Raw genomic sequence first — 13,482 nt, forward strand, 5'->3', positions numbered from 1 at the left:
CTTTTGGCTCAAGTGACCGAATGATTATTATTATCCAATTTCGTTGTCTTACGATATATTCCCTCTTTATCTACGACATATCGTAAGACAAAAAGAAACAAATATTCGTCCTCAAAAAATTGTTATGAAGGAAACAAAAGAGTTCAGTCTACCTTCTGACGGCAATTCATCACCACCTGAATTGTTGGGTTTCACCCCTAACACAATTCAGATGGAGTCTTCTTGCCGAAAAGGATAAATAAAGTTGTTACCCTTTTTAAATTACATGTGGATATAGGATGAAGTTGATTTATTACCCTATATTAAAATAAAAATAAACCACTGTTCGATTTGAATATTCCACGATATAATGGTGAGAGTTTATGACAGAATAAATATTTACATAAGAAGTGAGGTACTGTATGAAAAAAGAACGACAGACATTATTTTTATTATTATTGGTGCATTTCTTTTTGCGTTAGGTGTGAATTTGTTTGTTATCCCGAACGAGTTTGGTGAGGGTGGAGTAACTGGTATCACGATTATTACGTATTATTTATTTGAATGGTCACCAGGCTTAGTTAACTTAATTTTAAATGCGATTTTGTTAATAGCTGGTTATAAATTTTTGAATAAGATTACAACAATTTATACGATTATCGCTGTAGTTACGAACTCGCTATTCCTTCATTTGACAGAAGGTTGGACGATTGCTTCGGATGAAATGCTTGTAAATGCCATTTTCGGAGGAATATTTATTGGGTGCGGGATTGGTCTTATTATTCGTGTTGGCGGAACAACAGCAGGTACTACCATCTTAGCAAGGATGACGCATAAATATTTAGGATGGAGCATTAGCTATGGTTTACTGTTCTTCGATTTAATTGTTGCGTTTTCATCTTATTTCATCATTGGTGCAGAAAAACTGATGATAACAATTATTATGCTATATGTAGCAACGAAAGTGATGGAGTTTGTAATTGAAGGTTTAAATCCGAAGAAAGCCATTACGATTATTTCTGATAACCCGAATGAAATTGCCGGGAAGGTAACTACCTTAATGGGCAGAGGGGTTACCGTGTATTCAGGTCATGGCTATTATACGAAAACGCCGAAGGAAATTCTTTATATTGTTATTAATAAGCAAGAAGTAGTGAAGCTAAAACGGATTGTTCAAACTACGGATCCGGCTGCGTTCATCGCTATACACGATGTTCGTGATGTGTTCGGAGAAGGATTTGTTGATATTTCTAAAGCTTAGTAAGAGTAGAAATTGTTTTTATTAAAATAATCTTAATACTAAAACGAAAGAATCTATTTTGAATAATTTTTTTCAAAATAGATTCTTTTTATTTATCTTAAAATGTTGGCTTGTAGCGTATTATGTATCAACTCTTATTCAAAAAAACTAATAGCAGTTTGTTTTTCTTTTTCTTGCAAAAAGTACAATTGTTTCTTAATGTAAGAATGTAGAAGGATGAACAAGAGAGGGTTTAATGAAGATGATACATATTTTATTAGCTGATGATGATAAACATATTAGAGAGTTATTGCATTACCATTTACAAAAAGAGGGCTTTAAAGTTTTTGAAGCGGAAGATGGAAAGGTAGCGCAAGGCGTTTTAGAGAAAGAAAATATTCATCTTGCGATAGTAGACATTATGATGCCGTTTGTTGATGGCTATACGTTATGCGAAGAAATCCGGAAGTATCATGATATACCTGTTATTTTATTAACTGCAAAAGATCAGCTAGTCGATAAAGAAAAAGGATTCATTTCTGGTACGGACGATTATATTGTAAAACCATTTGAACCAGCTGAAGTAATTTTCCGTATGAAAGCTTTATTGCGCCGTTATCAAATGCTTAGTGCTGATATTATTACATTACATGGGACGATAATTGACCGAAAAGGGTTTGAAGTGAAGTGTAACGGTCAGACGATTTTGCTTCCATTAAAGGAATTTGAATTATTATCACAACTTGCTAGTTATCCTGGAAGAACCTTTTCAAGAGAAGAATTAATTGAATTAGTATGGGGAATGGATTTTGAAGGAGATGAACGAACAGTTGACGTTCATGTGAAGCGATTGAGAGATCGTTTTTCAAAACGAACAGATGATTTTCAAATTACGACAGTACGCGGACTCGGTTATAAGTTGGAGTTGAAATAAAATGAAATCACTATATTCTAGATTTGTTTTTATGACAGTCGGTATTATGCTTCTTAGTAGTATTATCGGTTTTTTATTAACGAACGTATATTATCAAGTGAAGTTAAAACCGTACAATAGTGAAAAGATTTTAATGTATGCTAAAGAAGTGAAATCATTATATGAAAAGCAAAGTGAAGAGAATAAAGAGGCATACTTACAGTCTATTGCGAAGTTAGGGTATGAAATTTATATTGTAGATGACGAAAATCATGGAAAGCGTATTGGGAATGCGTTTCGTAAGATAACAATTAGTGATGATACCGTTCATAAAGTATTGCAAGGTGAGACGTTTAATGGCGTTTCCACATATCCAACGCGCCTCTTTATTACAGGATTTTTCGATAATGAATTAATTAATAGTGTCGGTGTACCGCTAAAACACGATGATAAACAGTACGCTTTATTCATTCGCCCTGACATTCAGCAACAATTCGGCGAAATGAGAATTTTTCTAGCGGTATTACTCGGTTTCATCGTTGTATTAAGTATCATTTTTATAGCGATTGCAGCAGGGTATATTGTTCGTCCTATTCGAACATTTACGAAAGCGACTCAAAAGATTGCAAGTGGTGAATATGATATCGAATTAGATGAAAATCGAAAAGATGAAATTGGTACACTAGCAACTAATTTTCAAAAGATGACAAAGAGCATTAAAGAATTAGACCAAATGAGACAAGAGTTCGTTTCTAACGTTTCTCATGAATTCCAATCTCCACTTTCTTCGATACAAGGTTTTTCGAAAACATTACAATCGGAGAATATGAGTGAAGAGGAAAGAAAACGTTACTTGAAAATTATTGAGGGTGAAAGTAAGCGGATGTCTAGTTTATGTAAACAGTTACTTACGCTTGCTTCATTAGATAAAGAAGAGAAGGTTTTACAGATAAAAGAATTCAATCTGCAGAAGCAAATTAAAGACGTCATTTTTATGCTCGAATGGAAATGGCGTGAAAAAGATATAGCTGTTGAATTTGATGTACCGGACATATTTATAGAAGGTGATGAAAACCTACTCCATCAAGTATGGAGTAATATTTTTACGAATAGCATTAAGTTTTCAAACGATGGCGGGACGATTGAATTTGTTGTAGAAGAATTAGAATCCGGTATTGTCATTTCTATATCAGATAACGGAATTGGTATGGAACAAGAAGAAATGGATCGTATATTTGATCGTTTTTACAAAGTAGACACAGCAAGGGCAAGAAACGTAGAAGGAAGCGGCTTAGGATTATCTATCGTACAGAAAATTGTTGAACTGCATAATGGAACCGTTTCGGTATATAGTACGAAAGGGGAAGGGACCACTGTTCGGGTGGAGCTTCCGAAATAAACAAAAAAGAAGACAATTTCACAATGGAAATTGTCTTCTTTTTTGTTATAAAGCCGCACCTTTCCCACGTTCTTCCTTAAACCGAAGCTCAAAAGTATCCGCTGTAATTTCATCAGCTTTCGGCAAAGCCCGTAATTTCGGATGAAGTAGCCATACGAGAGAAATAAATAAAATACCGATGCTAGCGAGCGCGAAAATGAGTTGGCTACTAAATACATTCGCAGTGTATCCGCCAATTAAAGAACCAAGCGGCATAGCGATTGTACCTATGCTTCGTGTGACTGAGTTGATGCGCCCAAGATACTGGTTTGGAATTACAATTTGACCAATTGTCGCAAATAATATGTTGGTCGCACCAATTGGTATCCAAGCTAAGCCGAATAAAAAAATGGATAACCATTGAAACGGTACAAGCGTAGAGAGAAACCAAAAGAAAGCGCTAGTCGCAAAGCTAATAATGGAGACACGGCCAACGTTATGTTTACCAACCCATGAACTGAATAGTGCTCCAATTAAACTACCGCCGGATATAGCGGCTAAAAAGAAACCATATAATTTCACCCCTCCTAAAGAATCAGTGAAAGAAGGGAGTATTGCCATCATCATACCGATTGAAAAATTAGCGACAACTGAACCGATTAAGAAGACGCCCATTAATGAACGAAAGACGATGGAAAAGCCTTCTTTTAAATCAGAGAAATATTGCTTAGTTGACAGTGATGTGTTTGTTTCAGCTTGCTTTGGCATTTTCAATGAAAAGAACAAGAGGGCAGTAATCGCGAATGTTAAGGAGTCGACCACATATAAAGTAATTGCGCCAAGTAGTGCTACTAATATTCCAGAAAGAGTCGTAAAAATTAAATCGATGCCTTGATACGCAAATGAGAAGAGTGAGTTCCCTTTTAATAATTGTGTTTTATGCAGTAGAAGTGGTAAAGCTTTTGATTGTGCTGGATAGGCGAATTGTTCGATAAAGGCTACGATAGGCATAATGATGAGTAGTAGTTGAACGGTTAATAGGTCGAAGTAGTGTGTAATAGGAATGATTAATATAAGAATGCATTGCAGGACTTGTGTGATTACGAGGGTGCTTTTTATCGACCATCTATCAACGAATGGACCAGTAAGAAATTGAAGTGCAGAAGGTAATAATGTAAGAAAACCTGCTAATCCAGAATAAAAAGGATTACCACTCAGCTTATATACGAGCCACATCGCTGCTACATAATACAAGCTATCTCCTATGTTTGTAAAAATTCTCCCTAAAAATAATAAGAGGAAATTCCGGTTTTTTAATACGTCCACTTTATCTACTCCTTTATAATAAATTTATTCGGTAAAATAAATTTGACCGTCTCGGTAAAAAAATCGTATTACGATTTTTCTTCTTCTTTAACAAATTGCTGCATTGTTCTCTCAGCGATTTGAAGTGCAGTAGTAGAAATATAATAAGGTTTACTATTTGGATTTTTATCTGCATCTTTTGCGATATCATTTAATTCAGCCATTAATTCATGAAACTTTTTCACCCACACTTGAAATTGTTCTGGCGTAGCATCAAATTCCCAGCAGGATGAAACGTAATTCCACTCAGCTGGGTCTTCACTTGCATTTCGTAATGTAAAAGATTCTTCTGGTGCAGCGAGAATATGGCTTTTCGTTCTTTCAGTCATTTGTAAAAAGATTTGGCGACCTGATTCGCTTAATATTTCTAAATGAGGTAATAGGTCCGCGGCAGGGGTAAATCCTTTAGCGACAGATTGATAAAACTTTTGAACGATGCCATTCTTTTCTTCTGTATATACGATTTCTATAAGGCCATTCTTCTCTAATTCTTTTAAATGATAATGAATTTTCGCCCTTGAAATGCCGAATTTCTCAGATAGCAGTTGTCCTGTATAAGGACGTTCGCATAGACGCATCATCATTTCGACACGTAGTGGATCGCTTATTGCTTTTAGTTGGCTATAAGTAGTTAGTGTTAACATGGGCTTCAACATGATCAACTCCTTAAATAAAATTACTCGGTCAAGATTATTTGACTGAATTGTATCAAGGATTTTAATTGTTTTCAATACTTTCTGAAAATTAAATCTTACACTCTGTAATCTTCTGTTCATATTCCGTTCATATTTCTTTTTTATGATAAGTGCATAGAAAGAAAGAGGAAGGAGCGAGCGAAATGTTTTTAGCTCTGCGTGAATTAAAACAATCAAAATTAAGATATGGATTAATCGGACTGATTATGGTGTTACTATCATTTTTAGTTCTTGTTATTTCAGGATTAGCAAATGGACTATCATATGATAATGCTTCATCGATTCAAAATATGGAGGCAAATAAGTTCGTTTTAGCAGATGATGCGGAAAATAAATTACTCCGTTCACAAATTAAGAAAGACGATGTAGATAACGTAGTAAATCAAGTAGGTGAGAAAGAGGCCGTTCCGTTTCGTGTGAAAGTTTCAACGTATGAAAAGAAAGATAGTTCGAAAAAAGTGGATGTTGCTATTTTCTCAAGTGAACGTGATTCATTTTTAGAACCGAAAATTGTAAAAGGTGAGAAATTAGGTACAGCAAATAACGAAATGGTTGCTGATGAATCAATTAAAGAAAAAGGAATCGATATTGGAGATACAATTATCGACCCTGTTTCAAAGAAAGAATTTACAATCGTTGGATTTACGAAAGACCAAATGTTTAGCCATACACCAGTCGTGTATGTAAATGAAGACGTATGGGGCGCTATTTCACAACCAAACCAAAAAGATTATAGTGCAATTGCACTGAATACAGATAAAGAAATTAAAAATGCACATGTTATCGACAAAAAAGAAGTACTGCAAAGTATTCCAGGATTTAAAGAAGAGCAAGGAACATTAACGATGATCATTGCGTTCTTACTTGTTATCGCTGCGTTACTAATCGGTGTATTCTTCTACGTAATTACGTTGCAAAAAACACAGCAATTAGGTGTACTAAAAGCAATCGGTACGAAAAATTCTTATTTAGCAAATAGTTTAGTCGTGCAGGCGTTATTCTTATCAGTCGTTGCGATGATAATCAGTATTGTTCTTGTACAAGGATTAGAACAAATTTTACCAGCGGGTATGCCGTTCTTATTAACAACACCGATGATTGCACAATATGCAGCAATCTTTATCGTCATTAGTATTTTAGGAACACTTATTTCGTTATACCAAGTATTAAAAGTTGATGCATTAGAAGCAATTGGAGGCGGGATGTAATGACTTCATTATTAAAATTAGACAAAGTAAGTAAAGTGTACGGAGAAGGGAATACAGAAGTAACAGCCCTTCATCCGATGTCGCTTGATGTGAAAGCTGGAGAATTTATCGGAATCGTCGGTCCTTCTGGATCAGGGAAAAGTACGTTATTATCAATCGCGGGTGCTTTATTATCACCGTCAAAAGGGGATATTTACATTCGTGAGCAAAATATTACGAAGTTATCAGAAAAGGAAATGACAGACATTCGTTTGAAAAAAATCGGCTTCATTTTCCAGTTCGCAAATCTTGTTCCATATTTAAATGTAAAAGAACAATTGCTTTACATTGCAAAGTTAAAAAAAGACAACAAACAAGAATCGGAAAAGCGTGCGGATCACTTGCTAGCAGCATTTGGATTATCTGAAAGAAAAACTCATTATCCAAATCAACTATCGGGCGGGGAAAAACAAAGGGTAGCAATCACTCGTGCTTTCATGAACAACCCAGATTTAATATTAGCGGATGAACCAACGGCAAGCTTAGACTCAAAACGCGCACGTGAAGTCGTGGAAATGATGAAACGTGAAGTGAAAGAAAGTCAAAAAGCAGCAATTATGATTACGCATGATGAAAGAATGCTTGATGTATGTGATCGTATATTGACGCTTAGAGATGGGCAGTTAATATAAAGAAAAAAGGCCAACCGTACATATATGTGCAGTTGGCCTTTGTATGATTATTTTAAAATAGTTATAATAGCTTTATTTTGAGAAGAACGTTTTAATTTTATTTCGTGTTACTAATAAAATGCCGCCTAATACAGATAACATGCCTAAAGTCATATTATTTGATTGCTCACTACCAGCGTTAGGAAGTTCTCTAGCATTGTTGTTAGCTGGAACAGTAGTATTGTTATTGTCTGTTTGCGTTTGTTTCGATTGTGATACTTCATTAATTTTGTTATCTACATTTTGCTTTGTTGTATGTAACTCAGCTAATTTGTCATCAATTTTTTCTCAGTATGTTTAAAATCGTTTATTTTAATATCTAAGTCTTGTTTTTTCTTTGTTAAATCGTCTGAAACAGTTTGTTTCGCTTGTTTCATTTCGTTTATTTTATTTAGTAAATCTTGTCTAGCTTCTTGTAACTCAGCTAATTTGTTTTTCACATCTTGTTTAGCTAGTTCTAAGTTAGATGAAAGACTATCTAAATTGCCTTTAATTTTCTTAAGTTCTTCTAATGTGTTACCTGTATTCGGTTTATTTTCCTTAATTTCAGCAAGTTTGTCCTCAGCAGTTTGTTTCGCTTTCTTTAACTCAGCTAATTTGTCATCTACCTGTTTTTTTACTTCCTTAAGCTCATTAACCTTTGCATCGATATTTTCTTTATGCTGCTTAATTTCATTCACTTTTTCATCAACAGTTTGTTTATGTTCTTTAATCTCATTAACCTTTTCATCAACAGTTTGCTTATGCTCTTTAATTTCAGCAACTTTTTCATCTACTTGCTTTTTATGCTCTTTAATTTCAGCGATTTTATCTTCGGCGATTTGTTTGTCTTGCTGAAGTTTTGCATCTAACTCTTGTTTATGTTGTTTAATCTCGCCAATTTTTTCATCTGCAACTTGTTTACGTTCATGTAGTTCATTTACCTTTGTATCAACATTTTCCTTAACTTGGTTAAGTTCATTTAATGTTTGATCCACATTTTCTTTGTGCTGCTGCAATTTCGCATCTAACTCTTGTTTATGTTGCTTAATTTCAGCTAATCGATCTCCAGTACTTTGCTGGGGAGTAGCATCAGTTACTTCCGCATGAGCAGAGTTTGCGCCAGCAATCATCGCTAGAGCTAGTGTAGACGCAGCAATTGTTTGTTTTGTTTTCATATTTTTGTACCTCTTTTCTTTCATATACATGAGCTGTTTTGTGTAAAATTGAGCATATAGAAGTAGATTATTTTATTATTATATACCATGTTCGGCGCCTAGAGGAAGTATTTGCATAATAATCTATGATTATGTAATTTTTAAATTCGCTTATTTATTTCATAGAGTAGGGGAGTTGATTAGCTTTTGGGTGTTCCCTCAAGGTTGAAAGCTAGTCTTGCAAAAAATACGAAGGAGTGTGGTGTTGTCCTAACTCAAATGAACTAAAAAATATTCTGTTTAGAAAGGGGGCGACAATGCTATCGTTATTGAAATATATTATGGAAATGTTCCTGGTGAAAAGGAGGTTTAGAACAAATATTAAAAATAGCTGTTAATAATAAAAAGGTAGGAAACATATACCCTTTATTGTTAAGTACAGCCTTTCATAATCTATGTTGAATCAATTGGAAAATTCATGGAAAAGTGTTATGGTTTATTTGGGAGCTGCACATTATTTATGTTCAGTAAAAAAGGGGGATTAAAGTGGGAGCTAAAATTTTTAACGGCAGGCATATAGCCAATAGCAAGGATCAAGAATTTGTTGTTTTTATTATTGGTATGCGTATTAATAACCTATTAAAATTTTGGAAGTGGATACCAGTTTTTAATGCTATGGGACCTATGATTAAAGAATTGTATCAAAATCCACAATGGGGTTTCTTACATACAGAATTCTTATTTAGTTGGAGAAAAGTAATCCTAATTCAATACTGGAAGGGATTCGACGAATTAGTAAACTATGCTCACGGAAAAAATCATTCATATGCTTGGAAATCGTACAATAATAAGATTAAAGATAATGGGAGTGTCGGTGTTTTTCACGAAACCTATCAAATAGAAAAAGGTGCTTCTGAAGCAATCTATGTTAATATGCCAAAAACAGGTTTATCTAGAGCTACCGAACACATACCGGTATCTCAAGATACTAACACTGCTCAAAAAAGAATGAATAAATAATTCGGAAAATTATGTATATAATTTCGGTGTTCCTGCCGGAGAATATACAAAGTGTCGGAGTGTTAGTAGGCTGGAAACTTGACAAAAAAACTTATTTATGCTATAATTTACCAATATAAAAATAACGTGTATAATAGGGTTCTCCTGGCCAGGGGAACCCTATTTTTGTTGTGAAAATGAAGGAGTGTATGTGCATGAACAAAGGTGAAGCAAGTGTAACGTCGTTAGTATCAGCTTTTGGAAGGGCGTATCATAGTGAATTTGATAGTCCTAAAATCTTTGATGATTATGTAGCTAAAGATTTAATTTTACAAAAAGAGCGTAACAATATTGAAATGAACATGGTTCAAGGGATACATTTTTTCAATAAAGACATTGCACAGCAGTTTCAAGACAATCCGAAAGAAATTTTAAAATGGATTACACAAGTTCAGTTATCACCAACACCTTTGGCACGTGCAGCATATTGTGAAAGAGTGCTATTACATGAAATTACATTAGGCGCGAAGCAATACGTCATACTCGGTGCAGGCTTAGACACGTTTAGTTTTAGACACCGAGAATTAGAAAATAAAATAGAAATATTTGAAGTGGATCATCCTTCTACGCAAGAGTTTAAAATACAAAGAGTGAAAGAAGCAGAGCTTGAAATCCCAAGCAATCTTCATTTTGTTTCAATGGATTTTACTAAAGATTTCTCGGAGCAAAAATTAGTAAATGAAGGATTTGAAAATAAAAAGACTTTCTTTAGCCTATTAGGTGTTACGTATTATTTAATGAAAGAGGAACTTTCCAGTTTAATAGAATATTTATTCGAGATAGTTCCAGCAGGAAGTTCTATCGTTTTCGATTATCCTGATGAAAATTTATTTACGGAAAAAGGATTATCCAATCGAGTTGAAAATATGATAAAGATGGCTGAGATAGGCGGAGAACCGATGAAATCATGTTTTTCTTATACCGAAATGCAAGCACTATTAGAGAAGGCGGGCTTACTCATTTATGAGCACTTAGCACCAAAGGATATTCATACATTATATTTTGAAGGACGAAACGATTATTTAGAAGCTTTTGAGACGGTGCATTATGTACATGCGGTGAAGAAGTAGAGGATTAGTAGGCATGGGGAGAAATCTCTGTGTCTTTTTTTGTGGAAAACAAGAGGATGGGATTTATTGAGAAAGATAATGATAGATATATTGTTACATGAGTTACTACATCTAGATGAACATAAGGAAGAATGTGGGGTGTATTTGTCAAAAAAACAGAATGTTCAACGAAAATTCGCGATTATGTTATATAATGATTTTAATAAACCATATTTTAGAAATTACCCCCGATTATGTAGAAAGTATATTTTGTTTTGATAAGCTAAAAGAACTTGTAGTGGGGCTTGTTACAAGTTCTTTTATTTGTAAAATTTTTATTGACTAAAATATGGAAAAAAGGAGGGTGCAAGTTTGATAAGAAATTTAAAGAAAGCAGCACTTAATTCGTTAGATGGGAAATGGGGAGTAAGTATAGGGGTATCGGCGTTATACTATTTTGTACCAACTTTAAGTGTATCAGCGATTGCTAGTTTTATATATTTAATATTTGGCCTGTTTATTGGGGTAATTGGTTTGGATGTTTTCTTTATTTATTCAATTGGTGGGCAACCACAAGTAGATCCAACAGCACTAGTTTTACTTATTCTAAGTTATTTTTTTATAGGACTGATTTGTTTCTTAATTTACAGTGTCATACAAGGTATCTTTAATTATGGGTATTCTGTTTTCACCTTACGCTTAGGTAAAAATGAAGATGCTAAGGTGGACGATGTATTTGTGGGGTTTAGGAAGAACAATTTGTTTAAATCAATGAAATTAGGAGTGTTGCAGGCTATTTTTCTATTTTTATGGAGCCTGTTATTAATTGTTCCAGGTATTATTAAATATTTTTCTTATTCAATGGCATATTATATTTTAATAGAGAATCCGGATTATACAGCAAGTGAAGCACTAAGGGAGAGTAAAAGAATAATGAAAGGGCATAAGTTCAAGTTATTTGTTCTTTGGTTATCTTTTATTGGTTGGTTTTTATTAACAGCATTTATAGGTATGTTTACATTTAATCTGTCATTCATATTCATTTCCCCTTATTACAACACAACTGTCTCGCATTTTTACTTAGACTTAATTAAGAAACAGGATGCTAGAGAAGCGAAGGTAAGTATATAAAGAATATAATTAGTAAGAAAATATTTTTAATGTATATTTTCTCGATTGTGGTCATGCAATTAAGCATATCCCTTTTTAATATGATATTGAAAGAAATAAAGTAGCTGCAATTGGATATGTTTTACTTATAATAATTTGGGTAAGGATATTATAACATTGGAGGAATTTAAAATGGGGAAGAGTGAGATATTTCAGGATTTTAATTTTAAATTAGTAGTAATTGATGCTTTATTAGATAAAGAGCCATTATTTTTAAAAGAATTAAAAGACTTAATAGAAAAGTATACGAATAATTTCGAATGGTATTCAGGAGCTGGGCCAATTGTTGAAATTAGAGATTTTTTAGAAGAGTTAATTTTGGAAACAAGTGATTTGGAAAAGATGGAATCCCTTTGCTTTGATGGAGGAAATGAAATTTATCATATCTTAAAGCCAGATTGGGATGGTGAAGACAGTTTATTTGATGTAATATCTGTTGAAGGATTTCAAAATTTAAAAAATCTAAAAACAGTGGAATATATTTCAATGTGTTACCCAAAAGTATTAGAACCATTTAAACAAGCTGGAATTGAAATTGAGGATTAATGAGGGAAAAGTTATATAATAATGGAAGTGATTCTTATTAAGAAAGAGTCACTTTTTCTTATGCAACGAACAAAACAGAATGGAGGATATTATGATAATAATCGATAAAGATGGTGAAGGCTACTGGAGTAAAACTGTTGATTTGGGCATTTTAGGTAAATTCAATAGAATTTTTATAGATTTAGATGGATGCGATATAACAGGGGCGACGGATAATATGACTCAAGAAGAAAAGGTAGAAAAAGCTAAAAAATATTATGGTAATAGATTCAAAGAGTTAGAAACCAATGTTGGATTTATAAATGAGCAATTTCTAATGTGGATTATAACGCATTTATGTGATGTAGAATATCCATTTTGGGAATTTGGTGATGAAGATGAAAGTAGTGAAGATTATTCAGATTATATAGTAAAAGAAGAAATAAAAAAATTCGAAGATGAAAATGGACAATTGCAATATGATCCGTATAGTCCAAGTCCGATTTATAGAGAAATTCAGAAATATAATGCATATAATAATGAAGATAATTTATTAAGCTATGAAATCATAACGAAATATTTACCGGTTCTTGATTTCAAAAAACTTGTAGATACAATTAGACCTAATAGTATAGATACATTTGAAGATAACATAAACTTTCAAGTGAGTAGTGAGGTTTGTGGTGGAATGTTACTTTGTGCTACTTACGGAACAATTTATGCTAATAATGAGCTAGAAGTTACGCATAATTGTTAATACAAAGATTACTGATAGGTATATCGCTACACATCTATTAACTGAAAAATATTAATTGCAATCAAGCGTAAAAAAACGAGATTCTTATTAAAAAAATAGCGTTCTTTTACTATTCAAATATGATTACATCTGAATTTAATGAAGGTTTCTTCTGCAAAAGTAGTAGATTTTTTATTTGAATTTACTACCTCGGTTTGATTTATCATATTTCAATCTCAATAGAATAGTAAATAGGTATAAAAGATATGGAGATACATACTTTAGGTTTTAAATTACAGTAACTTTTGTGAAAACAAAA

At 33.2% G+C, this 13,482-nt stretch carries 12 protein-coding genes and 1 pseudogene; 10 read left to right on the forward strand and 3 right to left on the reverse strand.

The window, feature by feature from the left end:
- Window positions 1–349 precede the first annotated feature (349 nt).
- The 3 genes from JFU54_RS15720 to JFU54_RS15730 all read left to right on the forward strand — a co-directional run bounded on the left by JFU54_RS15720 (window position 350) and on the right by JFU54_RS15730 (window position 3,531).
- The gene (locus JFU54_RS15720) at window positions 350–1,240 is read left to right on the forward strand and encodes a YitT family protein (RefSeq protein ID WP_201039085.1); all 891 of its coding nucleotides are present in this window, start codon (window positions 350–352) and stop codon (window positions 1,238–1,240) included.
- Window positions 1,241–1,475: 235 nt separating this feature from the next.
- Window positions 1,476–2,153 (forward strand): response regulator transcription factor, encoded by a 678-nt coding sequence (locus JFU54_RS15725; RefSeq protein WP_002013739.1) that lies wholly within the window; start codon window positions 1,476–1,478, stop codon window positions 2,151–2,153.
- Window position 2,154: 1 nt separating this feature from the next.
- Window positions 2,155–3,531, forward strand: a complete 1,377-nt coding sequence (locus JFU54_RS15730; protein WP_002165422.1) for a sensor histidine kinase — start codon at window positions 2,155–2,157, stop codon at window positions 3,529–3,531.
- A gap of 45 nt (window positions 3,532–3,576) precedes the next feature.
- On the opposite strand, the gene JFU54_RS15735 is transcribed toward JFU54_RS15730, so the two are convergent.
- Both JFU54_RS15735 and JFU54_RS15740 read right to left on the reverse strand, forming a co-directional pair.
- The gene (locus JFU54_RS15735) at window positions 3,577–4,836 is read right to left on the reverse strand and encodes an MFS transporter (RefSeq protein ID WP_201065183.1); all 1,260 of its coding nucleotides are present in this window, start codon (window positions 4,834–4,836) and stop codon (window positions 3,577–3,579) included.
- 68 nt (window positions 4,837–4,904) lie between these two features.
- Window positions 4,905–5,528: an ArsR/SmtB family transcription factor gene (locus tag JFU54_RS15740; protein WP_201065634.1), complete on the reverse strand. Its 624-nt coding sequence runs from the start codon at window positions 5,526–5,528 to the stop codon at window positions 4,905–4,907.
- A 185-nt stretch (window positions 5,529–5,713) separates the two neighbouring features.
- Here JFU54_RS15740 and JFU54_RS15745 point away from each other — a divergent pair, with 185 nt between their 5' ends.
- Window positions 5,714–6,778 (forward strand): ABC transporter permease, encoded by a 1,065-nt coding sequence (locus tag JFU54_RS15745; protein ID WP_016101053.1) that lies wholly within the window; start codon window positions 5,714–5,716, stop codon window positions 6,776–6,778.
- Complete coding sequence (locus JFU54_RS15750) at window positions 6,778–7,449, forward strand: ABC transporter ATP-binding protein (RefSeq protein ID WP_012261244.1); 672 nt, start codon at window positions 6,778–6,780, stop codon at window positions 7,447–7,449. Before JFU54_RS15745 ends, JFU54_RS15750 begins: the two co-directional genes overlap by 1 nt.
- Before the next feature lie 72 nt (window positions 7,450–7,521).
- Here JFU54_RS15750 and JFU54_RS15755 read toward each other — a convergent pair.
- Window positions 7,522–8,645, reverse strand: a pseudogene (locus JFU54_RS15755) (LPXTG cell wall anchor domain-containing protein).
- A 525-nt stretch (window positions 8,646–9,170) separates the two neighbouring features.
- On the opposite strand from JFU54_RS15755, the gene JFU54_RS15760 reads away from it, so the two are divergent.
- The 5 genes from JFU54_RS15760 (at window position 9,171) to JFU54_RS15780 (ending at window position 13,184) form a co-directional block, all read left to right on the forward strand.
- Complete coding sequence (locus JFU54_RS15760) at window positions 9,171–9,644, forward strand: DUF4188 domain-containing protein (RefSeq protein WP_002128099.1); 474 nt, start codon at window positions 9,171–9,173, stop codon at window positions 9,642–9,644.
- A 194-nt stretch (window positions 9,645–9,838) separates the two neighbouring features.
- On the forward strand, window positions 9,839–10,753 hold the full coding sequence (locus JFU54_RS15765) for a class I SAM-dependent methyltransferase (RefSeq protein WP_201065185.1): 915 nt from the start codon (window positions 9,839–9,841) through the stop codon (window positions 10,751–10,753).
- Window positions 10,754–11,104: 351 nt separating this feature from the next.
- Entirely contained in the window at window positions 11,105–11,863 is a 759-nt protein-coding gene (locus JFU54_RS15770) for a DUF975 family protein (RefSeq protein WP_201065187.1), read from the forward strand.
- A gap of 171 nt (window positions 11,864–12,034) precedes the next feature.
- The gene (locus JFU54_RS15775) at window positions 12,035–12,448 is read left to right on the forward strand and encodes a DUF6892 domain-containing protein (RefSeq protein ID WP_201065189.1); all 414 of its coding nucleotides are present in this window, start codon (window positions 12,035–12,037) and stop codon (window positions 12,446–12,448) included.
- A gap of 91 nt (window positions 12,449–12,539) precedes the next feature.
- Window positions 12,540–13,184: a hypothetical protein gene (locus JFU54_RS15780; protein ID WP_201065191.1), complete on the forward strand. Its 645-nt coding sequence runs from the start codon at window positions 12,540–12,542 to the stop codon at window positions 13,182–13,184.
- The last annotated feature ends 298 nt before the right edge of the window (window positions 13,185–13,482 follow it).

This window comes from Bacillus sp. TH19 (genome assembly GCF_016651075.1).
Lineage (GTDB): Bacteria > Bacillota > Bacilli > Bacillales > Bacillaceae_G > Bacillus_A > Bacillus_A mycoides.